We start from the raw sequence: 26085 nt of genomic DNA on the forward strand, positions 1-26085 counted from the left end.
TCAGCGGGAGCGGCCACAATGGGTGGGTGAGTACGACCAGTCTCCCCGTGCCCGACCGTTCGCCCCGGCTCCGCGAAGCCCTGCTTGCCGCCGCCTTCACCGCCGATGGGCTCCTCGACCTGCTCGGTGCGCCCGCCTACGCCGCGCTCGCCCGCAGCGAGACGGTCCCGGCGCTGCGCGCCACCCGGGGCGACTCCCCGCTCGACACGCTGGTGCGGCTCTTCCTGCTCCAGCACCCCGTGCCGTACGAGCGGGCCCGCGCCGCGCTCCCGCTGGCCGAGTGCGTCGAGGACGGCTGGGTCACCCACGTCGACGACGAGGTGCGGGCCACGGTCGACGTACGGCCGTACAGCGGGCCCGAGGGACAGGACTGGTACATCGTCTCCGACCTGGGCTGTGCGGTGGGCGGCGCGGGCGGCATCGGTTCGCGCGAGGAGGGCGTGGTCCTGGGGGTCGGCGGGGCGTCCACCACGCTCGCCGGGATCACCGTCCGTACGTCTGTCGCCTCCGCGCTCGACATCGGTACGGGCTCCGGCATCCAGGCGCTGCACGCCTCGCAGCACGCCACCCGGGTCACGGCCACCGACCTCAACCCGCGTGCGCTGGGCTTCACCCGGCTGACGCTCGCGCTGTCCGGCGCCGCCCCGGCCGAACTGCACCAGGGATCGCTGTACGAACCGGTCGGCGCCGAGACGTACGACCTGATCGTTTCCAATCCCCCGTTCGTCATCTCGCCCGGCGCCCGTCTCACCTACCGCGACGGCGGCATGGGCGGCGACGACCTGTGCCGGACTCTGGTGCAGCAGACAGGTGACCGGCTGAACGAGGGCGGATACGCCCACTTCCTCGCCAACTGGCAGCACGTCGAGGGCGAGGAGTGGCAGAGCCGGCTGAGTTCCTGGATTCCGTACGGCTGCGACGCCTGGATCGTGCAGCGAGAGGTCCAGGACGTCACGCAGTACGCCGAGCTGTGGCTGCGCGACAGCGGCGACCACCGCACGGACCCCGCCGAGTACGCCGCGCGGTACGACGCCTGGCTGGACGAGTTCGAGGCCCGCAAGACCAAGGGCGTCGGCTTCGGCTGGATCACCCTGCGCAAGTCCGCCGCAGCCGCCGCCGGCAATCCGTCCGTCGTGATCGAGGAGTGGCCGCACGCGGTGGAGCAGCCGCTCGGCCCGGCCGTCGAGGCCCATTTCGCCCGTCAGGACTACCTCCGCGAGCAGGACGACGCGGCGCTCCTGGCCGGGCACTTCACCCTGGCCGCCGAGGTCGTCCAGGAGCAGGTCGGCCTGCCGGGCGCGGAGGACCCGGAGCACGTGGTGCTCCGTCAGCACCGGGGCATGCGGCGCGCGACGAAGGTCGACGCCGTCGGCGCGGGCTTCGCGGGCGTGTGCGACGGGTCACTGCCCGCGGGCCGGATTCTGGACGCGATCGCCCAGTTGATGAACGAGGACCCGGTGCTGCTGCGTGACCGGACCCCGCAGGCGATCCGGCTGCTGGTCGAGGAGGGCTTCCTGGAACCGGTTCCTCCGGCGAGCTGATCGGCGCCGGGCCGGTCGGGCAGGGCCGGTGGTGCGCCGGTCGTGCTGCCGGTTCTCCCGGGCTCCGCTCCCTTGCGGGCGCGTACTGCCGTGCGTAACGAAGGAGCGCTGCGATCAGCGGCTTCCGGCTCGTCGCCGACCGGTGCGTGGACGGGGCCGCGGATTCCGGATGACGCGCGGGCGAGGGGTCCGGACGGCGCTCGGGACAGCCCTTGGCCCGGGCGCCCGCCCGTCCGCTCGCCCCATATCCGTGAGACGGGGCGGAGGTGGGCGAATCCGGCCATTCACCCGGGGTTCGCATCGGCGACGCCCCGGGGTGGCAGCCTCCCCCGGACCGGAGGGCATCCGCCCCGGCCGGGCAGGGACAGGGAGGCGTACGGGTATGGAGAGCGGACCTGCGGTCTTCGCCGGGGCGGCGTTCGCGCTGTTCGGTGCCGCGCTGCTGCTGTGGACGGGGTCGCGCGTGCTGCACCGCGCGCCGGTGGCGCATGGGGTGAGCCCCGTCGCCTCCGTCACTCTCGCCACTGTGTTCGGCGTACTTTTTCTCGTCCTCGGCGTGTGGTGCTTCACCCGTATCTGATCCACTTCCCACCGGCCCGGCCGGGACCGGCAGAACGCGGCAGGCAGTGACGGGGAACACGCCCGAACCGTGCACGGCCCGCCGCCGAGGCCCGCAATGCCGCAACAGCTCCCGGAAACCCGCAGGCAGCGACCGCGCACACGGCGTACCGGACGGTCCGGGCGGCAGGAATGGCGGAAGTCGGGTTACCGTTCGAGTGGCCGTTGCGGGCTTTTGCCGTTTGACACGGGGGCGGGTTGTACCGTCACACTCCGCAGCGACAGCACCGCCGGCAGCGTCATCGCGTTGCCCGGATGCCCACCGAGCGTCGACCGGAGAGAAGAGCGAAGTTGTCCCCGACCAGCGAGACCGCACAGGGCGGCCGCCGACTCGTCATCGTCGAGTCGCCTGCCAAGGCGAAGACGATCAAGGGCTACCTCGGCCCCGGATACGTCGTCGAGGCGAGCGTCGGGCACATCCGCGACCTGCCGAACGGCGCCGCAGAGGTTCCGGACGAGTACACCGGCGAGGTCCGTCGGCTCGGCGTCGACGTCGAGCATGACTTCCAGCCCGTATATGTCGTCAACGCGGACAAGAAAGCGCAGGTCAGGAAGCTCAAGCAGCTGCTGGCCGAGTCCGACGAACTCTTCCTCGCCACCGATGAGGACCGCGAGGGCGAAGCCATCGCGTGGCATCTGCAGGAAGTCCTGAAGCCCAAGGTCCCGGTCCACCGGATGGTGTTCCACGAGATCACCAAGGACGCGATCCGGGCCGCCGTCGCCAACCCGCGCGAGCTCAACCAGCGCATGGTCGACGCCCAGGAGACCCGCCGTATCCTCGACCGCCTCTACGGCTACGAGGTCTCGCCGGTCCTGTGGAAGAAGGTCATGCCGCGCCTGTCGGCCGGCCGTGTCCAGTCCGTGGCGACCCGGCTCGTCGTCGAGCGGGAGCGCGAGCGCATCGCCTTCCGTTCCGCCGAGTACTGGGACCTCACCGGCACCTTCGCCACCGGCCGTGCCGGTGACTCCTCCGACCCCTCGGCGCTCGCCGCCCGGCTCAGCACGGTCGACGGCCGCCGCGTCGCGCAGGGCCGTGACTTCGGTCCGGACGGGCAGCTGAAGCCCGGCTCCGGCCAGGTGCTGCACCTGGACGAGACGACCGCCCGCGCCCTGGCCGCCGCGCTCGCCGACGCCACGTTCGCCGTACGGTCCGTCGAGTCGAAGCCGTACCGCCGCTCCCCGTACGCCCCGTTCCGTACGACGACCCTCCAGCAGGAGGCGAGCCGGAAGCTGGGCTTCGGGGCCAAGGCCACCATGCAGGTCGCACAGAAGCTGTACGAGAACGGCTTCATCACCTACATGCGTACCGACTCCACGACCCTCTCGGACACCGCGGTCGCCGCGGCCCGCGCGCAGGTCACCCAGCTCTACGGCGCCGACTACCTGCCGGACAAGCCGCGCACGTACGCCGGGAAGGTCAAGAACGCGCAGGAGGCGCACGAGGCGATCCGCCCCTCCGGCGACCGTTTCCGCACTCCCGCCGAGACCGGCCTGAGCGGCGACCAGTTCCGGCTGTACGAGCTGATCTGGAAGCGGACCGTCGCCTCCCAGATGAAGGACGCGGTCGGTAACTCCGTCACCGTCCGGATCGGGGGCCGGGCGAGCGACGGCCGGGACGCCGAGTTCTCCGCGTCCGGCAAGACGATCACCTTCCACGGCTTCATGAAGGCGTACGTCGAGGGCGCCGACGACCCGAACGCCGAGCTCGACGACCGCGAGCGGCGGCTGCCGCAGGTCGCCGAGGGCGACGCGCTGTCCGCAGAGGAGATCTCGGCCGACGGCCACGCCACCAAGCCGCCGGCCCGCTACACCGAGGCCTCGCTGGTCAAGGAGCTGGAAGAGCGGGAGATCGGTCGCCCGTCGACGTACGCGTCGATCATCGGCACGATCCTGGACCGCGGCTACGTCTTCAAGAAGGGCACGGCGCTCGTCCCGTCGTTCCTCTCCTTCGCCGTGGTCAACCTGCTGGAGAAGCACTTCGGCCGGCTCGTCGACTACGACTTCACCGCGAAGATGGAGGACGACCTCGACCGCATCGCGCGCGGTGAGGCCCAGGCCGTGCCGTGGCTCAAGCGCTTCTACTTCGGCGCGGGCGACGACGACACGGCGGGCGCGGGCGCGGCCTCCGACGCGGGCAACGGCGACGGTGACCATCTCGGCGGTCTGAAGGACCTCGTCACCGACCTCGGTGCGATCGACGCGCGGGAGATCTCCTCCTTCCCCGTCGGCAACGACATCAAGCTCCGTGTCGGCCGCTACGGCCCCTACATCGAGCGCGGTGAGAAGGACGCCGAGGGCCACCAGCGCGCGGACGTGCCGGAGGACCTGGCGCCCGACGAGCTGTCCGTGGAGTACGCGGAGGAGTTGCTGGCCAAGCCGAGCGGCGACTTCGAGCTCGGCACGGACCCGGTCACCGGCCACCAGATCATCGCCAAGGCCGGGCGCTACGGCCCGTACGTCACCGAGGTGCTGCCCGAGGGCACCCCGAAGACCGGCAAGAACGCGGTGAAGCCGCGGACCGCCTCGCTCTTCAAGACCATGTCCCTGGACACGGTGACGCTGGCCGACGCACTCAGGCTGATGTCGCTGCCGCGCGTCGTCGGTGAGGACGCCGAGGGTGTCGAGATCACCGCGCAGAACGGCCGCTACGGCCCGTACCTGAAGAAGGGCACGGACTCGCGGTCGCTCACCTCCGAGGACCAGCTGTTCGACATCACCCTCGAAGAGGCCCTCGCGATCTACGCCCAGCCCAAGCAGCGCGGCCGGGCCGCCGCCAAGCCGCCGCTGAAGGAACTGGGCACGGACCCGGTGAGCGGGGCTCCGGTCGTGGTCAAGGACGGCCGATTCGGCGCGTACGTCACCGACGGCGAGACCAATGCGACGCTGCGCACCGGCGACAGCGTCGAGGACATCACGCCGGAGCGCGGCTACGAGCTGCTCGCCGAGAAGCGCGCCAAGGGGCCCGCCAAGAAGAAGACGGCGAAGAAGGCCCCGGCCAAGAAGTCCGCGGCCACGAAGAAGACCGCCGCGAAGAAGACGACGGCGGCCAAGAAGACCGCGGCGAAGAAGACGACTGCCGCGAAGAAGACGACCGCCAAGAAGGCGACCGCGGCGAAGAAGACGGCTGTCGTGACCTCCGTGGAGGACTGAGCGCAGGACCGGACGGAGTACTGAGCCAAGGTACTGAGCGCTGCGCGTCGAGTACGCGGGAGGGGCCGGGACACCCGGCCCCTCCCGCGTACGCGCCGGTCCCGGCGGGGCGGGCCGTAAGCGCCGGGACGGCTCGGGCGCCCACATGTTCGGACGGGGCCTCCGGGGACCCCGCCGCTCCGGATAGGCTGGGCGGATGACGCGAGCCGAGCAGCCAACGGTCGTGAGCCCCACCTCCGACACACTTGCCGCAGACTCACGCGAGCGTGCCGTACGTGCCCTGTTGCGTGTTCCCCCGCTGAAGCGGTTGTGGAGCGCGCAGCTCGTCGGCAGTACCGGCGATGCACTCGCCCTTCTCGTGCTGGTGCTGCTGTCGCTGCAAGCGGCGGTCCTGGAGGGCTCATTCGGAGCCGGGTACCGAGGCGCGGCCTTTGCCGTCGCCGCGGTGTTCGGTGCCCGGACCCTTGCCACCCTGCTCTTCGGAGCCGTACTTCTCGGACCGCTGACGACCCTCACCGCGCCCGGAGGGCCGCTTGACCGGCGGTGGCTGATGATCGGGACGGACGGCCTGCGGCTCGCGCTGCTGGTCGTCGCACCGCTGTGGATCGACTGGATGCCCGACAAGGCACTCATGATGATCCTCATCACCGTCTTCGTCGTCGGCGCGGCCGAGCGCCTGTGGACGGTAGCCAAGGACGGCGCCGCCCCCGCACTGCTGCCCGCCCCGCCCCCCGAGGGCGCCGCGGTACGCCCGCTGCCCGACCACCTCGACGCACTGCGCCGGCTCTTCATCCGTACCGACTTCGCCGCGATCCCGCTCGCGGCGGCCGTCCTGCTGGTCGCCACGCTCGTCGGCAACCTGCTGGGCTCGGGCCTGGAGTGGTTCTCGATCCACCAGGCGGCCCTCGGCTCGTACGTCGCGGCCGGGCTCTTCTCGGCGTCGATCTCCGTCCTGTACTTCCTGGAACTGCCCGGTACGCAGACACCCCGCCCGCGCTCGCCGCTGGAGGGCCTGCGGCGGCCGTCGACCGGCAGCGGACCCGACCGGGGCCGCACCGGAGCCGTCCCGCTGGTCGTCGGCGCGTCGGCCGCGGTCGCCGGGGCCATCGCCGCCGCTGCCGCGGTCTCGGTGCTGCACGCCGCGGACCTGGGCGGCGGACCCGTCACCCTCGCGCTGCTGATCCTCGCCCTGACCGGCGCCACGGGAGTCGGCATCCGTACCGCGGGGAAGGTGCTGCCCACCCTGTCGCGGCGCAGGCTGCTCGCTCTGGCCACCGCCGTCACCGGCATCGCGCTGCTCGCCATGGGCCTCGTGCCGGACACGGCGACCGTGCTGATGACCGCGGTGCTCGCCGGATACGCCGCGGGCGTCGCCGCCCGCACCGGGCATGTGCTGATCGACCAGGAGACCGAGGAGTCCCGCCGGGCCAGGACCACCGAGCACCTCCAGGCCGTCGTACGGGTCCTCATCGCGCTCGGCGCGCTCGCGGGCCCGCTGCTGGCCGCCGCGATCGGCACCCACCGGCTGGCCTCGGGCGACTTCGTCTTCGAGCACGGCGGAGCGGCCTTCGCCCTGATGCTGATCGGCGCGCTGCTGCTGCCGGTCGCCGTGATCGTCCTCGCCAGGACGGACGACCGCTCCGGGGTTCCGCTGCGCCGCGATCTGCGCGAGGCACTGCGCGGCGGCGAACCGGCCGTCGCTCCCGCCGCGACCGGATTCTTCATCGCCCTGGAGGGCGGCGACGGCGCGGGCAAGTCCACCCAGGTCGAGGCGCTCGCCGAGTGGATCCGCGCCAAGGGCCACGAGGTCGTCGTCACCCGTGAGCCGGGCGCGACGCCGGTCGGCAAGCGGCTGCGCTCGATCCTGCTCGACGTCTCGTCGGCCGGGCTGTCCAACCGGGCCGAGGCGCTGCTGTACGCCGCCGACCGCGCCGAGCACGTCGACTCGGTCGTCCGCCCGGCGCTGGAGCGCGGTGCGATCGTCATCTCCGACCGCTACATCGACTCGTCCGTCGCCTACCAGGGCGCGGGCCGCGACCTCTCCCCGACCGAGATCGCCCGGATCTCGCGCTGGGCGACGGGCGGGCTCGTACCGCATCTGACGGTGCTGCTGGACGTCGATCCGGAGACCGCGCGCGAACGGTTCACCGAGGCGCCCGACCGGCTGGAGTCCGAGCCTCCGGAGTTCCACGCCCGGGTGCGGTCCGGCTTCCTGACTCTGGCCGCGGCCGACCCGACCCGCTACCTGGTCGTGGACGCCGGCCAGGAACCGGAGGCGATCACCACGGTCGTACGTCACCGGCTCGACCAGCTCCTGCCGCTCTCCGAGGCCGAGATCAAGGCCCAGGAGGAGGCGCGCAAGGCGGCCGAGGAGGAGGCCAGGCGCAAGGCCGAGGAAGAGGCGGCCCGCAAGGCCGAGGAGGAGCGGCTGGAGCGCGAGCGGCAGGAGCAGCTCGCCAAGCTCCGTGCCGAGGAGGAGGAGCGCAAGGCCCGCGAGCTGGAGGAGGCCCGCCGCCGCGAGGCCGAACGCCAGGCGGAGGAAGCCCGGCAGCGGGCCGAGGAGGCCCGCCGGGTGGCCGAGGAGGAGCGGGCCCGGCGAGAGGCCGAGGAAGCGGCCCGCGAGGCCGAGCAGGCCAGGCTCCGCAAGCAGGCCGAGGAGGAGGCGCGGCTCCGCAAGGAGGCCGAGGCCCTGCGGCTGGAGAAGCAGCGCAAGGCCGAGGAGGCGCTGGTGCGGGCCGAGGAGGCGCGCAGGCGTGCTGAGGCCGAGGCCGCCGCCGCGGCGGAGAAGGCCCGGGCGGAGGCCGCTGCGGCGGCGTCCGTGCCGGACAACGAGATCACGGTGCCCACGCCGATCGTCGACCCGAACGACGTGACGCAGCAGGTGCCCGCACCGGACAGCTCGGCCACGCCCTCCGACGAGGCCGAGACGGCGATGATCCCCAAGATCCAGGACAGGCCGAAGCGGCCGGAGCGGCCCGGTGCGGCCGGTGCTGCCGGTGCGGCGGACGAGACGGCGGTCCTTCCTCCGGTTCGGGACGCGGACCCGGCGGACCGGATTCCGCGAGGCATCTTCCGCGACGAGCGCCCGGCGGGCTCCGTACCGGAGAGCGAGAACGAGCGCACCCGTGAGCTTCCGCAGATCGGCGATCCGCGCGCGGGTGGCCCGCAACCCGTCCAGGAACACTGGGAGAGCCGGGAGCGCCAGGAACGCCTCGCCCGCCGTCCTCGCCCCGACTGGGCCGAGGAGACCCCGCTGGACGATCTGCCGACGCTGGCGGACGAACTGCTGGGCGATCATCGCGACCAGCACGACGACGGGGACTCGGGCCGCTCGGGCCGGGGACGCCGCCCGCGCCGCTGATGTGCGACGGCTGCCGGGCGGGCGATTCAGGGCGTGTTGCGGAAGTGGCGTCGTCCGCCCGGAGGGCGGGGACGTCCGGTGCGTGCGATCGCAAGGCGGAGGGAGGGGAGCGCGGCGGGCCGCACCGACGACCGACAACGCGGCGAGCGATGGGGTCTCCCCTGCTCGAGCGAAGCCGAGAGCTTGGGGAAGCGCCGGGCGTTGTCGGCCCGGCGGAACCTGCGAAACACACCCTGGGCCCGGCCCGGCAGCCGGACCGCCTTGTCGCCGGGGTTGTCGGACCCGTCCCCCACAATGGGAGGCGGCTCGGGGAAGCCGGACCGACGAGCGGCGGCATCAGCGCCGCAACCAGCGACATCGAAGCTGCGCGGTGGCATCGCACGACGGCCGCGCGGCGCGCACACCACCGGAAGGGCGGTGACTCATGACCGTATGGGACGACCTGGTCGGCCAGGACCGGGTGCAGGAGCAGCTCGGCGCCGCCGCCCGGGACGCCGATGCGCTGGTCACCGCCGACGCCGCGGGGGAGCCGGTCCCGCCGGGGTCGAAGATGACCCACGCCTGGCTGTTCACGGGGCCGCCGGGCTCCGGCCGTTCCACCGCCGCGCGTGCCTTCGCCGCGGCCCTCCAGTGCACCAGCCCCGACCGCGCCCTGGGCGGCGCGCCCGGCTGCGGCTTCTGCGACGGCTGCCACACCAGCCTCATCGGCACGCACGCCGACGTCGAGGTGGTCCGGACCGACCTGCTCTCCATCGGTGTGAAGGAGACCCGCGATCTGGTCCGCCGCGCCCAGCTCTCCCCGGCCGTCGGCCGCTGGCAGGTCATCGTCCTGGAGGACGCCGACCGGCTCACCGAGGGCGCGGGCAACGTACTGCTGAAGGCGGTCGAGGAGCCCGCGCCCCGCACGGTGTGGCTGCTCTGCGCGCCCTCCCTCGAAGACGTGCTGCCCACCATCCGCTCCCGCTGCCGCCACCTCACGCTGCGCACACCCCCGGTCGACGCGGTCGCCGATGTCCTGATCAGGCGTGACGGCATCGATCCGGAGCGGGCCGCGTCCGCCGCCCGGGCCACCCAGGGCCACATCGGCAGGGCCCGCCGCCTCGCGACCGACGAGCGGGCCCGCTCGCGCCGCGCCGCCGTGCTCAAGCTGCCGTTGCGGGTCGAGGACATCGGGGGCTGCCTCAAGGCCGCCCAGGAGCTGATCGACACCGCCACCGATGACGCCAAGCAGGTCTCCGAGGAGGTCGACGCCAAGGAGACGGAGGAGATGAAGGCCGCGCTCGGCGCCGCCGCGGGGGGACGGCTGCCGCGCGGAACCGCGGGGGTGATGAAGGAGCTGGAGGACAGACAGAAGCGCCGCAAGACGCGTACGCAGCGCGACAGCCTCGATCTCGCGCTCACCGATCTGACCGGCTTCTACCGCGACGTCCTGGCCATCCAGCTGGGCTCGCGGATCGCCATCGCCAACGTGGACGCCCAGGACGCCCTCGACCGCATCGCCCGCTCCTCCACGCCCGAGCGCACCCTGCGCCGGATAGAGGCGGTGATCGCCTGCCGCCGGGCGCTGGACCGCAATGTGGCGCCGCTGCTCGCGGTGGAGGCGATGACGATGGCACTGCGCGCGGGCTGACACGGCCCGTTCGTGGCCGCGCATCCGCATCCGGCCGGTTCGTGGCCGTCCATCCGCATCCGGCCGGTTCGTGGCCGCACATCCGCATCCAGCCCGTTCGTGGCCGTCGATCCGCATCCGGTGCGTTCGTGATCGCCCGTTCATGATGGCTCATTCACCCGTACGGGGAGCGAATCGGGGCGAACCGCCTTGCGGCGACTACCCTCCGGGGATGGACTCCAGGCGCTCGCTCCGCATTCTCGCCACCGCGCTCGGCACTGCCGGCCTGCTCATCTCCGGCTGCTCCAGCGGCAGTTCGACGAGCGCCCCGCCGTCCGCATCGCCCGTCCCCGCGGCGCTCAAGCCGTATTACGCGCAGCAACTGACGTGGCGGGACTGCGGCGTCGAGGGATTCCAGTGCACCACGATGATCGCGCCGCTGGACTACGAGGAGCCGGACGACGGCGACATCAAGCTGGCCGTCGCCCGCAAGACGGCCACCGGCCCCGGCGAGCGGATCGGCTCCCTCCTGGTGAATCCTGGCGGCCCCGGCGGCTCCGCCATCGAGTACCTCCAGAGCTACGCGGGCGTCGGCTACCCGGCCCAGGTCCGGGCCCGCTACGACATGGTCGCCGTCGACCCGCGCGGAGTGGCCCGCAGCGAGCCCGTCGTATGCCTCACCGGTCCTCAGATGGACGCCTACACCCAGGTCGACCAGACTCCGGACGACGCCCGCGAGGTCACCACGCTGAACAACTCGTTCCAGCAGTTCGCGGGTGGCTGCGAGGAGCGCTCCGGCGAGATCCTGCCCCATGTCTCCACCGTCGAGACCGCCCGCGACATGGACATGCTGCGAGCCCTGCTCGGCGACGAGAAGCTGCACTACGTCGGGGCGTCGTACGGCACCTTCCTCGGCGCGACCTACGCCGGACTCTTCCCCGCCCGGGTCGGCCGACTGGTCCTCGACGGTGCGATGGACCCGTCGCTCGACGCCGTCGAGCTCAACCGTCAGCAGACCGCAGGCTTCGAGACGGCGTTCCAGGCCTTCGCCGCCGACTGCGTGAAGAAGAAGGGCTGCCCGCTCGGCACCACCTCGACCACCGATGCCGCCAACCGTATGAAGAGGTTCTTCGCCGACCTGGACGCCCACCCGATCGCCACCGGTGACTCCCGCAGGCTCACCGAGTCCCTGGCCACCACGGGGGTCATCGCCGCCATGTACGACGAGTCGGCCTGGCCCCAGCTCCGCGAGGCCCTCTCGGCCGCCCGGAACGGCGACGGCTCCGGCCTGCTCGCGCTGTCGGACAACTACTACGAACGCCGGCCGAACGGCACGTACGCCAACCTCATGTTCGCCAACGCCGCCGTGAACTGTCTGGACCTGCCGCCCGCCTTCGCCGACCCCGAGGCCGTGACCCAGGCCGTTCCCAGCTTCGAGAAGGCGTCCCCGGTCTTCGGTGAGTCCTTCGCGTGGGCCGCCCTGAACTGCGCCGACTGGCCGGTCCCGCCCACGGGCACCCCCCACCGCATCGAGGCGAAGGGCGCCGCCCCGATCGTCGTCGTCGGCACGACCCGCGACCCGGCCACCCCGTACGAGTGGGCCCGGTCCCTCGCCGACCAGCTCGACTCCGGCATCCTCCTCACCTACCAGGGCGACGGCCACACGGCGTACGGCCGTGGCAGCGACTGCATCGACACGGCGATCAACACCTACCTCCTGGAAGGCACCCCGCCGGCCGAGGGCAAGACGTGCTCCTGATCGCCTGATCAACCCGCCCCCGCCGCTGACCTGCGAAAACGGCTCGGCACGAGGGTGGTGCGGAGCACCCCTGGAAACTGTGTAGACTTGGCGACGCTGCTGATCGCACCATAGTGCGACAGGGCGTGCCGCCTTAGCTCAGTTGGCCAGAGCAACGCACTCGTAATGCGTAGGTCTCGGGTTCGAATCCCGAAGGCGGCTCAGAGAAACCCCAGGTCACATAGCTTATGACCTGGGGTTTTCTGTTGCTCGGGGCATGACACGTCACGCGAGCTGGGACGCTGTGACCTTGCTTGCGTGAGCGATGCATGAGCGGAGCCGCCCGGAGACCTGCTTCTTGGGCGCTCGGCGCGCGGCCAGTTTGTCGATCGGGGCTCGCCGCTGGGCGTTGGCCTCCAGGATCTGGGCGTTGGCGTCGCGGATGTCCGTGAACATCAGCTGAGGTGGCTGACACGCAGCCGGTCCGGACGCCGGTTTCCGATGCGCGGTTTCAGGTACACGCGAGGCGCTCAGCGCGCGAAGCGCCACCGCGGGGCCGTCGGCGGCAACCCGGTCCCGAGTGACGCACCCCCGGCCAGGAACTGACCTCGCCGGAGACGAGAGGACCGCATGATCGCGTGACAGGTTCTTCAAAAGTTCTTCATGGTCTCCGGCCTACGGTCACCCTGCCTGTCGCACCCGCGGCCGGGTGCGACAGGAGGAGCGGGAGAACCGATGAGGACGAACCGGGTACTACTGGCCGCGACGGCGTCGGTCCTGGTCTTCGCGCTGACCGGCTGCGGCAACGACGACGACGGTGCGAAGGTTCCTTCGGCGGGCGGTGCCGACAAGTCCGCCTCGGCGGGGGCGACCGGTGGCGGCAGCGGGGGTGGCGGCGAGGACGAACTGGCCGCGTACGTGAGGGGGCAGCGCGAGTGGGTGAAGTGCGTGCGCGACAACGGCGTCGATGTCCCCGACCCGGACGAGACCGGGCAGGTCGACCTCTCCGGTCAGGGTCTCGCCCTCAAAAAGAACCCGAAGTTCATCGATGCCTCGAAGAAGTGCTCCGCGAAGAAGCCCGCCGTCCCCGAGAGCGTCGAGGCGGCCAACCGGCCCAAGCTCACTCCCGAGCAGATCAAGGCCAAGCGCGAATACGCCGAGTGCATGCAGAAGAACGGCGCCCCGGACTTCCCTGACCCGGGCCCCGACGGCTACGCCGGCGACAACAACTCCGGTGTGCCGGAGTGGAACCAGAGCTCGGCCGGTGCGCAGCGCGCGACGCGCACCTGCGCACCCGTCATCGGCGACCCGGCCAACCCCCCGGTGGGCAGGGGCTGACGATGACCGAGACGGTGACGCATATCGATGACGAGCCCGGAACGGCTTCCACGCCGCCGCCGCGCGGCAGGCGGGGTCGGCGTACGGCGCTGATCGCCTCCGCCGTGGTCGTCGTGGCGGCGGTCGCCGTGGTCGGCGCGCTCGGACTCGGCGGCGGGGAGGACGAAGCTCCGAGCGCCCCGCCCCGGACCGGATCCGTCGTCTCGGTGACCCGGGCGACGCTGACCGAACGCACCACGGTAGACGGTCAGTTGGGGTACGGTACGGAGCTTCCGCTGCCCGTCAAGGCGCAGGGAACCGTGACCTGGCTGCCCGAGACAGGCGCCACGGTCGAGCGCGGCGACGAGCTGCTCCGGGTCGACGACCGGCCGGTGGTCCTGATGTACGGAAGCCTGCCGATGTACCGGTCCCTGGGGCTGACGGCCCAGGAGAACGCGCAGGGCTCCGACGACCGGAACTCGGACGAGCAGCAGCAGAGTGACGGAGGCAGGGACGGCAAGTCCCCGAATCCCTCTGGATCAACGGCGCCGGGGGGCACCGGAACCGGGGAGGACCCCGGCTCCTCCCGGGCGCCGCGCGAGCTCAAGGGCATGGATGTCATGCAGTTCGAGACGAATCTCGCCGCCCTGGGCTACACCGGCTTCACCGTGGACGAGAAGTTCACGAGCGGCACGGCCGACGCCGTCAAGCGCTGGCAGAAGTCGCTCGGTGTGGCCCGGACCGGCACGGTCGACGTGGGCGACGTCATCTACTCCGCGAGCAAGGTACGGATCGGCCGGCCCGGCACCCGGCTCGGCTCCGCCGTCGGGGAGAACACCCTCACGTACACCGGAACGGCCCGCAAGGTGACCGTCAACGCCTCTGCCGCAGACGCCGCTTGGGCTGTCCGCAGCGCGCGCGTCGCGGTCAGGCTGCCCAACGGCAACCCTGTGCAGGGCGAGGTGGCGGCGATCGGCAAGCAGGCGACCGCGCCCGAGGGGGGCGACGGCGGAGGCGAGGGCGGCGGGTTGGGCCGGCCCGCCACGATCCCGGTGACCGTCACCATCGAGGACCAGAAGGCCGTCGGTCAGCTGGAGAGCGGACCCGTCACGGTCGAGTACGTGGGCAAGGAGGTCAAGGACGCGCTGACCGTCCCCGTCTCCGCGCTCGTCGCCCTCGCCGAGGGCGGACACGGTTTGGAGACCGCGGACGGCCGATTCGTCGCTGTGAGGACCGGGCTGTTCGCCGACGGCAACGTCGAGATCAGCGGCGCCGCGGTCCGCGAGGGCATGAAGGTGAGGATCCCCGAGTGAGCGGCGACGCGACGACTGTCGTGGAGTTCGACGCGGTCTCCAAGACCTATCCGGGCGGCGTGGCCGCCGTACGCGACGTGAGCCTGCGCATCGAGCGGGACGAACTGGTCGCGATCGTCGGCCCGTCGGGCTCGGGCAAGTCGAGCATGCTCAACCTCATGGGCAGCCTCGATCGCCCGTCCGCGGGCCGGGTCCTCGTCGACGGCCACGACGTCGCGAGCCTGTCGGACCGGGAGGTCTCCGCGCTGCGGGCCACCCGGATCGGCTTCGTCTTCCAGCAGTTCCACCTGGCCGTGGGCGTCCCTGTACTGGACTCGGTCGCGGACGGACTGCTCTACGCGGGCGTGCCCATGCGCCGGCGCCGGGCCAAAGCGTCGGCCGCCCTGGAACGGGTCGGGCTCAGCCACCGCGTCCACCACCTCCCGCATCAGCTCTCCGGTGGCGAGCGCCAGCGCGTCGCCGTGGCCCGCGCCGTGGTCGGCGAGCCGTCGGTGCTGCTGGCGGATGAGCCGACCGGCAACCTCGACTCGATATCGGGCGCGGTGGTGCTGACCCTGCTGCGCGAGCTGAACGCCGCAGGCACGACCGTCGTCGTCATCACCCACGACCGTGAGATCGCCGCCGAGCTGCCACGCCGCATCGAGATGCGCGACGGCCGCCTGGTCGCCGACATCGCACAGAGCACGACGATCGGGGCGCCCCGGTGACGGACCACACCACCGACTCCTCCCGGCAGGGCAGCCGGAAGGCGGACCCCGAGACCGTCCGGATCCGTGCACTGACGCCCGAGTCCCCGGCCGTCGGGGCTCGGGAACCGTCACGGCCGCAGGCCAGGCTGCGCGCCGCCCGGCTCGCTCCCGCGGACGTCGTCCGGCTCGGCGGCACCGGTCTGCGGACCCGCCCGCTGCGGGTCTTCCTGTCCGCCCTCGGCATCGCCCTCGGCGTCGCCGCCGTGATCGCGGTGGTCGGCATCTCAGGCTCCGGACGGGCGGAGGTGGACCGCCGGCTCGACGCACTCGGCACGAACCTGCTGCGGGTCGCCCCGGGAGAGACGCTCGACGGCGCCGAGGCCAAGCTCCCCGTGGAGTCCGTGGCGATGATCGGGCGGGTCCCGCCCGTGCAGCAGGTCGCCGCCACCGGGTCGACGGGGGCGCACATCTACCGCAATGACCGCATCGCCATCGGCCGCACCGGCTCCCTCGACGTGCTGGCGGCCGGCTCCGACCTGCTCCCGGCCGTCGGCGGCCACGTCCGCAAGGGCCGCTGGCTGGACTCCGCGACGGAGAAGTACCCGGCCGTCGTGCTCGGCGCGACCGCCGCCCAGCGGCTCGACGTGTACACCCCGGGCACCCGGGTCTGGCTCGGCGGCCGTTGGTTCTCGCTGGTGGGCGTCCTCGATCAGGTGCCGCTCGCGCCGGAACTCGACAGCGCCGCGCTGGTCGGCCGGCCTGCGGCCAGGACGTACCTCCGCTTCGACGGGCATCCGTCGACGATCTACGTCCGGGCGGAGGACAGCCAGGTCACGTCGGTACGGGCGGTGCTCGCGGCCACGGCCAATCCCGCGAAGCCCGGCGAGGTGCAGATCTCCCGGCCCTCCGACGCGCTCGCGGCCCGCGAGGCGACCCAGTCGGCGCTCACCGGCCTGCTGCTCGGCCTCGGCGGCGTCGCGCTCCTGGTCGGCGGGGTCGGCGTCGGCAACACCATGGTCATCTCGGTCCTGGAACGCCGGCCGGAGATCGGTCTGCGCCGGGCCCTGGGGGCCACGAAGGGCCAGATCCGCACCCAGTTCGTGACGGAGTCCCTGCTGCTGTCGCTGATCGGCGGCCTCGGCGGAACCGTGCTCGGGACGCTGATCACGGCCGGATACGCCTTCAGCCGGGACTGGCCGACGGTCGTCCCGGCCTGGGCGAGCGCGGCCGGTATCGGCTCGACGCTGCTCATCGGCATGATCGCCGGCCTGTACCCGGCGGTCCGGGCGAGCAGGCTGTCACCGACCCAGGCGCTGTCCGGCACCTGAGCCGGACAGCGCCTGGAGCGGGGCCGGAAGCCGCAGTACACGTACGAGCCGCCGTAGGGCAGTACGTCGTCATGGATCCAGCCCGGTTGCCCGGTGTTCACGTTGCGGGCGAACGTCCAGGTGCAGCCGTCGTTGCCCACCGTGCAGCAGTGGTGGTCCAGCGTCCGGGCCGAGCAGGCCGCACCGTTGATATCACAGCCGGTACTGGAGCCGCTGCGCTTGTTGGCGCCGTTGGCCCACTTGCCCCACGAACCGCCGTCCTTGTCCGAGGCGCCGGTGCCGCAGTTGGTGTGCGCAGCGGCCGGGGTGGCAGTGACCGTCGGGACGGCCAGGGCGGCCATGGCGACGGCGGGAAGAATTGCTGCGAGTCGATGCTTCATTCGGAACGCCCAATGGTGTCGTTCGTCAGCGCTGCACTCAGGAACCTGACGGAACTCAGTGGAAATACAGCGGCCTTCGCATCAACCGGAGTGATCCCCGCAACCCAGCGACCGTCCCGTAGTTTGGGAAACCCGACCGAAGGAGTCCCGTTGAGCGCACACGTCCCGAAGTCCGGGGTGGGAAGCACGCGATGAGCTTCCGACTTCGGGTGCTCGGTGTGCTGATGCTGATCGCCGTGACTGCCACGGCCGCCACCGCCTGGCTCACCCTGCGGCAGGCCAACCGGCAGGTGCAGGAGGCCGTGACGGCCGGCCAGGAGGAGGTCTCCCGGGTCATCGGCGAGCTGCGTGCGTACGGCTTCGCGCACGGCACCTGGGACGGGTTCGCACCGGCAGTGGGCGCGCTGTCGAGGGACACCGGGCAGCGCGTCCGGGTCGCCACGGAGACCGGCGTCCTGCTCGCCGACTCCGACACCCTCGCGGGCCGCGAGCCGCGCCCGCTGGGCAGCCAGCCCCCGGTTCTGGTCGACCCGCGCCCGGTGCTGCGGTTCGACCAGGGTCTGGTGCCGAGCGCCGTCGAGAAGCTGACCGTGGTGGCGATCGCCGGATACCGCGCGGCAGCGGCCGACGCGGCGTGCCTGACCCGGGCAGGGGCGGAGGTGACGGTCCGCACCGACCGCATGGGCATCCCCGTGGTCGCCGTCGAGAGCCGGCCGGACCGGTGCAAGGAGCCGCAGCCCGCCCGCGATCCGCAGCGAGCCCGGGATGTGGCCGCGGCCAAGGCATGCGAGCCCGTCCAGCCGCTCGTCCCCTGCCTCCAGCGCGTTTTCAACGAGCGCACCGCCTCCGTCGCCCCGCCCCGCCTCGAAGTGCGCCTCGGGTACCAGGACGAGTCCCCGCCCACGATCGCCGCCGCCCCCACCGTCGCCGTCGCCGTCGGGGTCGTCCTCGCCGCGATCCTCGGGGCGCTGCTGCTGAGCCGGGCCGTGCTGCGGCCCGTGCGGGCCATGACGCTCGCCGCCGAGGGGCTCGGCGAGGGGGATCTGGAGCGGCGCGTGCCGGTCTCCGGGCAGGACGAGATCACCCAGCTCGGCAGGGCGTTCAACCGCATGGCCGACTCCATCCAGGCCGGCGAGGATCGCCAGCGCCGCCTCACCGGCGACATCGCGCACGAGCTGCGCACCCCGCTCGCCAACCTGCGCGGCTACTTGGAGGCCCTGCGGGACGGGGTCGTCGAGCCGACGCCCGAACTGCTCGACTTGCTCCACGAGGAGGCGCTGCTCCAGCAGCGGATCGTGGACGACCTCCAGGACCTCGCGCTCGCCGAGGCCGGCGCGCTCACCTACCACCGCTCCGAGGTCGATCTGCGGGACCTCCTCGAAGCCGCCCGCACCGCGCACCGCGCCCACGCCGGGACGGCGGGCGTGGCGCTGGAGGTGGAGGCCCCGCACCCGGTGTACGTGACCGCTGACGCGGACCGGCTCCGCCAGGTCGTCAGCAACCTCGTCGGCAACGCGCTGCGCGCCACGCCGTCCGGCGGGCGCGTGACGCTGGCCCTCGTCCCGCGCGGCGAGCTGGCCGTCGTCGAGGTGCGGGACACCGGCAGGGGGATACCGGCGGAGCACCTGCCGCACCTCTTCGACCGCTTCTGGAGGGCGGACGCGTCACGGGGCCGGGCAACCGGCGGCAGCGGTCTCGGCCTGTCGATCGCCCGGCAGATCGTGACCGACCACCAGGGAACCATCGACGTGGCGAGCACGGTCGGGGTGGGCACGACGTTCACCATCGTCCTGGGCACGTGCCCGGCCCCGGCCCTCTGAACCGCTCAGGTCCCGGCGCTTCGAAGCCGCGCACGTCCGGCGCCCCGGAGCCGCTCAGGTTTCATCCGCGAGCCGGTAGCCCCGTCCGTACACCGTCTCCAGCAGCCGTGGGCTCCCCGGTGCTTCCAGCTTCCGCCGCAGGTTCATCACGTGCGCGTCGACAGTCCGCTCCAGCACGTCCTGGTCGAAGCCGAAGACCCGCTCGATGATCTGGGCCCGGGTGAAGACGCGCCCGGGCTCGCGGGCCAGCGACTCCAGGATGGAGAACTCCTTCGAGGTCAGCGCCACCGGCCGGCCCGCGACCCGGACCTCGAACCGCGCGGTGTCCAGCTCCACCTCGCCGACCCGCAGCAGCGTCGTCCCGGACGACGCCGACTTCTTGGCCCGCCGCAGCAGCGCCCGTACCCGCGCGGTCAGTTCGCGCGGGCTGTAGGGCTTGGTGAGGTAGTCGTCCGCGCCGAGGTCGAGCCCGAGGAGCATGTCCTCCTCGGTCGTGCGGGCGGTCAGGAGCAGGATGGGGATGTCCTCGGTGCCCGGCTCGGTTCTCAGGATGCGGCACACGTCGAGTCCGTCGACGTACGGCAGCATCACGTCGAGCACGATCAGGTCGGGCCGGACCGACCGCGCCTTCTCCAACGCGGCGCGACCGTCGGCCACGACCTGCACCGCATTGCCCTCCCGTTCCAGATAAATCCGGATCAGCCGAGACTGGTTTATGTCATCCTCGGCGATCAGAATTCGAGCGCTCAACGCTTCTCCCCCAGCGAGATCTGTGAACTCCAGCACCGTAATGCAGAACCGGCCGAGAATTTTCGTCGCCCTTCGGCCGCCCGGCCGAAACCGCCCCTTCCCCATCCCACCGGGGCCGGCCGCCGCGCCTCCGGGCGTGCGTGCAGGTTCGGGTCCTGACCGCGGCACCCGCCGGCCGGACTGCGGCAAACAAGTTCTGACCTGTGCGAATGTCGACAGGGGAGAGCGGGAGTCAGGTTCATTTGCTCCCGTTCTTCGTCGTTGTCTCCGACCGGATGCCGGGTACTGGTCGAGTGCGTCTCCAGCATGGGTGGCCGTTGAATCGAGTGGGTTCATCGGCATGAATGTGCGGGCTGCGCGGGCCAGGTGGGAGTGCCTACGATCGCACGTATGGATCTGAGCGGGGATCGCTCTGCAGAGTCTTGGAGGCTGCGTGCTGAGGGCTGAGGAGCGGATTCGTGTGCTGGTGGGCGGTCGGCGTGATCTCTTCAGGGAGGGAGTCGCCAAGATCCTGGACGCCACGTCGGATGTGCACGTCGTCGGACAGGGCGACACCGGGTCAGCGGTACTCGCGGCGGCGACGCGGCAGTGTCCCGATGTCGTGCTGGTCGACGCGGAGCTGCCGGGGCCGCCACTCATGACGCTGCTGCGTCAACTCCTCGATCTCGGGCCCTCGGTGAGCATCGCCGTCCTGCACGCGGATGAGGACGTCCGCACGGTGAGCAAGGCGATGGGTCTCGGTGTGCACGCCTTCATCTCCAAGGAGTCGACCGGCGCCGACCTGGTCGCCACGATCCGTGGTGCGGCGCGCAGCCACGACCGTGTCCTGCTGTCCGTGCCGCGCAGGATGATGGAGCGGCTGAGCGATCCGGACGGAGGGATCCTCACCGAGCGGGAGATCGAGGTGATCGAACTGGTCGCGCAGGGGCTGCGCAACTCCGACATCGCCCGGTCGCTGTTCATCTCCGAAGGAACGGTGAAGCGTCATCTGACCAACATCTACCTGAAGTTGGATGTCGACACCCGCATCGGCGCGATGAACAAGGCGGAGAGGATGCGGCTGCTGACGCTGCGACGGCAGCCCTCCGCCTCCTGATCAGCGAGCACGGCGGCGTGGGGCGGACGCGGTCGTTCGGCCACCGCGTCCCGCCTCACGCCATCGGCGACTACGCCTGCAGTGCGGCCGGAAGCAGTTCTCCGGGAAAGTCCTGGAACGTCACCGGAACCTGGAAGCGGCGGACGGACTCGGTGCCGATGGAGGTGTGAGCGGCCCCGGTGGTCGCCGGCCACGGTCCGCCGTGGTGCATCGTCCGGTTCACCGCCACGCCGGTGGGCCAGCCGTTCCACACCACGCGCCCCACCTTGCGGGTCAGCACGGGAAGAAGCTGCCCCACGAGCGCGGCATCGGACGGTTCGGCGTGCAGGGTGGCAGTCAGGGACCCCGGCAACCGCGCAGCTGCCGCGAGCAGTTCCGCCTCGTCGTCGTAGGCGACGAGGACGGACGCCGGGCCGAAACACTCCTCCGTGAGTTCCGGGCGCTCCAGGAAGTCCTGGAGCGTCGTACGGAAAAGATGGGGACCGTCGACGGTGGCCACCAGCGGGTCCGCGGCCTTGGTCAGGCGCTGGATGCCCTGGCGGAAGCCTTCCAGGATCCGCTGGTTGAGCAGGGGGGCCGCAGGGATCGTGGACAGCTCGGCCGCCAGAGCCTCCTCCAGACTGTGGCCTGCGGGCAGGAACAGCAGCCCCGGGTTGGTGCACAGCTGGCCGACATAGCGGGTGGCTGCCGTGACGAAGCCGGACACGATCTCCGCCCGATGGGCCGAGACGGCCGCCCGGGTGATGAACACGGGGTTGACGCTGCCCAGCTCACCGAAGAACGGGATCGGGTCGGGGCGGGAGGCGGCAGCGTCGAACAGCGCGCGGCCGCCGGTCTGGGAACCGGTGAACGAGGCGGCCCTGATGTGCGGATCCGTGATCAGCGCCTGTCCGGCCGCCATCCCGTGCACCACGAAGAACGTGCCGTCCGGCGCTCCGGCGTCCCGCAGTGCCTCGGTGACGATGTCGCCGATGCGCCGCGAGGTGAGGGGGTGGCCGGGGTGCGCCTTGACGACGACGGGGCACCCCGCGGCCAGCGCCGCGGCGGTGTCCGAACCGGCGACGGCCAGTGCGAAGGGGAAGTTGCTCGCCGCGTACACCGCGACCGGGCCGACGGGCAGCAGGGTCCGGTGGAACGACGGCGTGCCGTCCGGGCCCGGCTCGGTGCGTCCGCCCAGGAAGTCGGGGCGTCGCACCTCCTCGGCCAGAAGGCGCAACTGGTTGGTGGTCCGCACCAGTTCGGCCTCCAGGGTGGCACGCCCCAGCGCGGTCTCCGTGTCGGCCGAGGCGATCAGTTCGTCCGCCACGGCGTCGAGGGCTGCGGCGACGGCCTCGAGCATCCGGGCTCGGGTACCGAGCGGCAGCGCGGCCAGGACAGGTGTCGCTCGGTCGGCCGCCGCGCACCGCTCCGCCACCTCCTCGGGCGTGGTCTCCGGGACCGGGGGCTCCAGACGCTCGCCGGACCGGGCATCGATGCCGTACAGATGTGCCATCGTCTTTCCAGCTCTCTTCTTCCTCGTTCTCCACGATCGGGCTCTGTCATGACCCGAGCGTCGTCGGCAGCCAGCCAGGACGGGTCGCTTCGTAGGCGTCGGTCTTCGCCGCCTTGCTCAGCGTCGCCCGGAGGTCGTCGAACCCGCTCATCGGCAGGTGTTCCGTCCCAGGGCGTCCCGCGTGGCCTCGCGTGGCCGTGCTCCTCGATGGTTGCCTTCGCCCGGCATTCCGGCTTCCGCCGACCGTCGCAAAGGGGCTGCGACTTTCCGCCAAGATGTTCGGCCTCTCCTCAGGGCTGTCCCGTAATCCCCGGCGGGCGCGCGACGACAGCTGCTTCCCCAAGCTCTCGGCTGCGCTCGAGCAGGGGAGACCCCACTCCTCGCCGCGTTGTCGGAACGTCCGCATGCGTCCAGTACGCGGACGCCCCTCCGCCTTGCGATGCACCGCATCTGACGCCGCGCGCTGATCCACCGGGGATTACGGGACAGCCCTTCGCGGAGCGGCACTCCCGTGGGTGCATTTCCTGGCCGGCCGGCGCTCCTACCGGGCTGCGCGACAGGGACGACCTGGGACTCGTCGTCGACCGGGCCGCGTCCCACGCGCTTGGCGGGGCCGCTGGTGCAGGTCTTCGGCGATCTCGCCGTCTCCTGTGAACTCCTGGCCGGGGCCGAACCGCACAGCACTCACCGTGGTCCGCTCGACCGGTCCACTCAGGCGCTCCGGTCCCCGGCGCAGAGCTGGAGATCGATCCAGCTCAACGCCGGGTGTCATGGCGTCGTGCAGAGGCCGTGGCCACGCCGCCCGGCTGGTTGTGCTCGGCCTGCAACATGATCGGCTCCGCCTGCAACATGATCGTGCTCAGCCTGACCCTCGTCGATATCGAGAGTTTCCTGAAGACGTTGCGAAGGTGGAAGTTCACCGTGTGCGGAGAGAGCCCGAGTTGCTGCGCGGCCCCCTGATTGGTCATGCCGCGTCCCACGAGCCGGGCGATCTCGAGCTCCCGACGGGTGAGCCGGGCGACGAGAGCCGATGCGTCCGATGTGCTCGCCACGGCGTCGGTGTCCGTCTGTTCCCGGGCGGTTCGCCGCACGTTCGGCGCGCTCTGCCCGCCCGGGAAGGAAGCCGGTGCCGCGGTGGGGTGGGTGAGCGGCAGCACCGTCGACAGCTCCAGCCGGTCTCCCGCCATCGCCGCACGCGCACTGTCCGCCGCCGTCTCCAGCACGGCCACGCCGGGATTGATCTCGACCAGATGCTCGATCTCTCCCAGCAGCCGTTCGCCCAGCGCGATGTCACCCGCCTGCCCGGCGACGGCGATCAGCCACGCCGGGCGGGCGGGGTCCTCGACGAAGAACCCCGAACCGGTGCCCAGCCGGGCCCAACGCACCCGGATCTGCTCGGCCGCGGCGCGCGGTCCTGCCTGGGCGTAGGCCAGGGCCACCTCCCCGCACTCGGCGCGCGCGACGGAATCCGGCATGCCGTACAGCTCGGACCTGGTACGAGAAACCTCCAGGTATTCCGCGGTCTTCGCCCAGTCCGCACGCCCCAGGCTCACCATCGCCAGGACCGACAGCGCTATCTTGACCCCGAAGGTCGAGGCGTACTGCTGACTGAGCCGAATGGTGAGCTGGGCGGATCGCTCGGCCTCGTCCAGCCGTCCCTCCTGCCAGTGCCGCACCGCCTCGAGAGCTTCGGGCATCGGCCCGAACACGAAGAGGCCCGCGCTGCCGGCGAGTTCCCGCGTGTCCTGGATGATCCGGTCCGCCTGATAAGGGACGTGGATGTCGATGAGCCGCTTCGCGAGTAGGAAATTCGCGTAGAACTTCCACATCGGAGCGGCATTGCGGGCCTGCTCGACCGCGACCTGATTCAGCCAGAGCCCCTGGATGAGGTCTCCCGCGTACCAGCACCTGTTCGCCTTCAGGCAGAGCGCCATGACATCCAGAGCCTTGGAACCGGTCTGGTACGACTTACCGGCCTCGGCGATCAGGGATCCGGCGTCCTCCCCCGTCATCGCCACGACCAGGAGCCGGAGGGCGACGATGTCGAGGTACTCGCGGGCCGACGGATCCATGCCGCGCAGCATGGCGTCGATCGAGCGCAGCGCGAGGCGGCTGTGCCCGCGGATGAAACTGATCCGGGCCTCGTCGAGTTCTGCGAGAGGCTCGGCTTCGGAATCCAACAGGTTCCGGGAATTGATGAGATAAAGTATGTCGCTCAGTGAGGAGATATCGAAGGGTGGTGAATTCGAAAACTTCTCGAAATTCCCCTCCCCTTTGCCAGTCATGCCCGCGTCCCCCTCGTGCCGGTGCCCCCTGCCACGTTAATTCCGCCCCTCTGCCGGCACCAGGCACTTGCCGCCGGGGGCTATGGATTCAGGCCATCGGGCAAGGTGGCCGAAAAGCGGGGATATGGCGACTTTGTCGTTCGGAATTTCGAAAAGTGAAGGGACGGGAGGGGCGAGAGAAGGCCCACCGCGGTCACCTGACAAGATCAGCGTTGGCTGAAACATCGCACCGCCATGTCCATGGCCTTCTCCGCGGCCGCGGATGTCATTTCCGGGCCGAGTCGGTCGAAGCTCCTGCGGAGCCGGCGAACACCTCGCACTCCCCGCACTCCTCGGTCTCGACCGTGCCGTCCATGAGTTCGACCCTGACCTGCACCCCGATCGCCGTCGTCGCGTCCTCGTTCGCCCGGTGAGTCCAGGACGACCCCGCAGCACGTCTGTTCGCTGCCGGTGCGTCCTGCCGAGAAGTGAGCCGGGCGGCGGGGGCGCCTTTCAGGGCGTCAGCTCCGTGATCAGGGATGCTGCCCGGCCGATGAGCGCCACCTCGTGCGGGCTCATCGTCGGGTTGGCGGCGCGCTGCGAGGCGGCCTCGGCGAGGCGACGGTCGGGGATGCCGCCGGAGGCGGAGAGGTGCGGCAGCAGGGCGTCCAGCAGTGCGCGGGCGCCCGCCGAAGCGGGGGAGTCGTGGTCGACCGCCACCTGGGCCAGGATCAGGGACGACATGGCCCGGTCCGCGGCCGGATCGCCCTCCCTGGTGTTGCCCCAGTCGATCACCATCGGGCCCCGGTCCGTCAGCATCACATTGTCCGGGTGCAGGTCGAGGTGGAGGATCCGGTCCTCGGGGTGCGGGGAGAGCCGGGCCGGGACGGTGTGGAGTTCGGCGAGCAGGCCGGCCAGCATGGCCGCCGCGTCGGCCGCCGACAGGTCGCCGGTCAGCATGGAGTCCAGCATCGTCGGGCCGTTCAGGCGTTGCAGCACCAGGTCGCAGGGGGGCGTCTCCGAGTCCCGGGGTCCGAGTCGGGGGAGCGGGTAGCCGTGTGCGCCGAGGTAGGACATGACCATCCATTCGGGGGTGGCGTCCATGCCGTCGCGGTAACGGCGCAGGACCCACTTCTCGTCGAGGGCGTACACATCGGCGGACCGTCCCGCACCCAGCAGCTCACCAATTCGCATGAGGCGAACCTACGGGGGCGGACGCCGGATGTGGCGGCGTGGTGGCGAGATGGGGACCGAAGGCGCTGGTCAGGGGCCCCATAACGCGAAGTGAGGGGGCGGACGGGATCTCCTGGGGATGACGTGTACGCGGCTACCTTGGCGGCAATTCCCCCGAAGTCAAGGAGAGTTCCGTGGAGAGATCCATGCTCCGCAGACGTGCCCTGGCCGCGTGCACCGCCGCCGTGGCCGTCGGTGTGCTCGCGCTGGCAGGTCTGACCGGCAGCGCGTCCGCCGATCCGGTCCCCGACCTCCGTACCCCCACCGGCCCGGATCCCTTCCCGGCCCCGGTTCCTGTCGGAGCGGGGGGCCGGGCGGCGGAGTAGCCTGAATACCTACGGCTCCCGGTGAGCCGCTGGGTCGGCCTTGGGCATCGAAGGGGGCCG

18 protein-coding genes and 1 tRNA gene are annotated in these 26085 nt (G+C 71.5%); 14 read left to right on the forward strand and 5 right to left on the reverse strand.

The window, feature by feature from the left end:
• Positions 1–26: 26 nt before the first annotated feature.
• The 7 genes from ACWCQ6_RS05910 to ACWCQ6_RS05940 all read left to right on the forward strand — a co-directional run bounded on the left by ACWCQ6_RS05910 (position 27) and on the right by ACWCQ6_RS05940 (position 12239).
• Positions 27–1541, forward strand: coding sequence for a DUF7059 domain-containing protein (locus ACWCQ6_RS05910; protein WP_451085822.1), 1515 nt, complete (start codon positions 27–29; stop codon positions 1539–1541).
• 382 nt (positions 1542–1923) lie between these two features.
• A complete protein-coding gene (locus ACWCQ6_RS05915; protein ID WP_451085824.1) occupies positions 1924–2121 on the forward strand; it encodes a hypothetical protein in 198 nt (65 codons plus the stop codon).
• 329 nt (positions 2122–2450) lie between these two features.
• Positions 2451–5309 carry a type I DNA topoisomerase gene (gene topA / locus ACWCQ6_RS05920; RefSeq protein WP_451085826.1) on the forward strand — a complete coding sequence of 953 codons (2859 nt, stop codon included), beginning with the start codon at positions 2451–2453 and terminating at the stop codon, positions 5307–5309.
• Between the two features lie 196 nt (positions 5310–5505).
• Positions 5506–8670: a dTMP kinase gene (gene tmk / locus ACWCQ6_RS05925; RefSeq protein WP_451085828.1), complete on the forward strand. Its 3165-nt coding sequence runs from the start codon at positions 5506–5508 to the stop codon at positions 8668–8670.
• Positions 8671–9094: 424 nt separating this feature from the next.
• Complete coding sequence (locus ACWCQ6_RS05930) at positions 9095–10300, forward strand: DNA polymerase III subunit delta' (protein ID WP_451085830.1); 1206 nt, start codon at positions 9095–9097, stop codon at positions 10298–10300.
• Between the two features lie 211 nt (positions 10301–10511).
• Complete coding sequence (locus ACWCQ6_RS05935) at positions 10512–12038, forward strand: alpha/beta hydrolase (RefSeq protein ID WP_451085832.1); 1527 nt, start codon at positions 10512–10514, stop codon at positions 12036–12038.
• A 127-nt stretch (positions 12039–12165) separates the two neighbouring features.
• Positions 12166–12239, forward strand: a tRNA-Thr gene (locus ACWCQ6_RS05940).
• 63 nt (positions 12240–12302) lie between these two features.
• On the opposite strand, the gene ACWCQ6_RS05945 is transcribed toward ACWCQ6_RS05940, so the two are convergent.
• The gene (locus ACWCQ6_RS05945) at positions 12303–12473 is read right to left on the reverse strand and encodes a hypothetical protein (protein WP_451085834.1); all 171 of its coding nucleotides are present in this window, start codon (positions 12471–12473) and stop codon (positions 12303–12305) included.
• Positions 12474–12752: 279 nt separating this feature from the next.
• Between ACWCQ6_RS05945 and ACWCQ6_RS05950 the strand changes: the two genes are divergently transcribed.
• The 5 genes from ACWCQ6_RS05950 (at position 12753) to ACWCQ6_RS05970 (ending at position 18864) form a co-directional block, all read left to right on the forward strand.
• The gene (locus tag ACWCQ6_RS05950; RefSeq protein WP_451085836.1) at positions 12753–13355 is read left to right on the forward strand and encodes a hypothetical protein; all 603 of its coding nucleotides are present in this window, start codon (positions 12753–12755) and stop codon (positions 13353–13355) included.
• 2 nt (positions 13356–13357) lie between these two features.
• Positions 13358–14647, forward strand: a complete 1290-nt coding sequence (locus ACWCQ6_RS05955; protein WP_451085838.1) for a peptidoglycan-binding protein — start codon at positions 13358–13360, stop codon at positions 14645–14647.
• Positions 14644–15354, forward strand: a complete 711-nt coding sequence (locus tag ACWCQ6_RS05960) for an ABC transporter ATP-binding protein (RefSeq protein WP_451085840.1) — start codon at positions 14644–14646, stop codon at positions 15352–15354. The genes ACWCQ6_RS05955 and ACWCQ6_RS05960 overlap by 4 nt, the downstream gene beginning before the upstream one ends.
• A 71-nt stretch (positions 15355–15425) precedes the next feature.
• Complete coding sequence (locus tag ACWCQ6_RS05965; protein ID WP_451085913.1) at positions 15426–16664, forward strand: ABC transporter permease; 1239 nt, start codon at positions 15426–15428, stop codon at positions 16662–16664.
• A 571-nt stretch (positions 16665–17235) separates the two neighbouring features.
• Positions 17236–18864: a sensor histidine kinase gene (locus ACWCQ6_RS05970; RefSeq protein ID WP_451085842.1), complete on the forward strand. Its 1629-nt coding sequence runs from the start codon at positions 17236–17238 to the stop codon at positions 18862–18864.
• Between the two features lie 54 nt (positions 18865–18918).
• On the opposite strand, the gene ACWCQ6_RS05975 is transcribed toward ACWCQ6_RS05970, so the two are convergent.
• Positions 18919–19614 carry a response regulator transcription factor gene (locus ACWCQ6_RS05975; RefSeq protein ID WP_451085844.1) on the reverse strand — a complete coding sequence of 232 codons (696 nt, stop codon included), beginning with the start codon at positions 19612–19614 and terminating at the stop codon, positions 18919–18921.
• Between the two features lie 433 nt (positions 19615–20047).
• Here ACWCQ6_RS05975 and ACWCQ6_RS05980 point away from each other — a divergent pair, with 433 nt between their 5' ends.
• On the forward strand, positions 20048–20710 hold the full coding sequence (locus ACWCQ6_RS05980; protein ID WP_451085846.1) for a LuxR C-terminal-related transcriptional regulator: 663 nt from the start codon (positions 20048–20050) through the stop codon (positions 20708–20710).
• Between the two features lie 70 nt (positions 20711–20780).
• Here the strand turns inward: ACWCQ6_RS05980 and ACWCQ6_RS05985 are convergent, their stop codons facing one another.
• From ACWCQ6_RS05985 to ACWCQ6_RS05995, 3 genes are all read right to left on the reverse strand, one after another.
• A complete protein-coding gene (locus tag ACWCQ6_RS05985; protein WP_451085848.1) occupies positions 20781–22202 on the reverse strand; it encodes an aldehyde dehydrogenase family protein in 1422 nt (473 codons plus the stop codon).
• 755 nt (positions 22203–22957) lie between these two features.
• Entirely contained in the window at positions 22958–24382 is a 1425-nt protein-coding gene (locus ACWCQ6_RS05990; RefSeq protein ID WP_451085850.1) for a helix-turn-helix transcriptional regulator, read from the reverse strand.
• A 597-nt stretch (positions 24383–24979) separates the two neighbouring features.
• Positions 24980–25660 carry a phosphotransferase gene (locus ACWCQ6_RS05995; protein ID WP_451085852.1) on the reverse strand — a complete coding sequence of 227 codons (681 nt, stop codon included), beginning with the start codon at positions 25658–25660 and terminating at the stop codon, positions 24980–24982.
• 185 nt (positions 25661–25845) lie between these two features.
• On the opposite strand from ACWCQ6_RS05995, the gene ACWCQ6_RS06000 reads away from it, so the two are divergent.
• Positions 25846–26025, forward strand: a complete 180-nt coding sequence (locus ACWCQ6_RS06000; RefSeq protein ID WP_451085854.1) for a hypothetical protein — start codon at positions 25846–25848, stop codon at positions 26023–26025.
• The last annotated feature ends 60 nt before the right edge of the window (positions 26026–26085 follow it).

Source organism: Streptomyces sp. NPDC001880, from assembly GCF_053594575.1.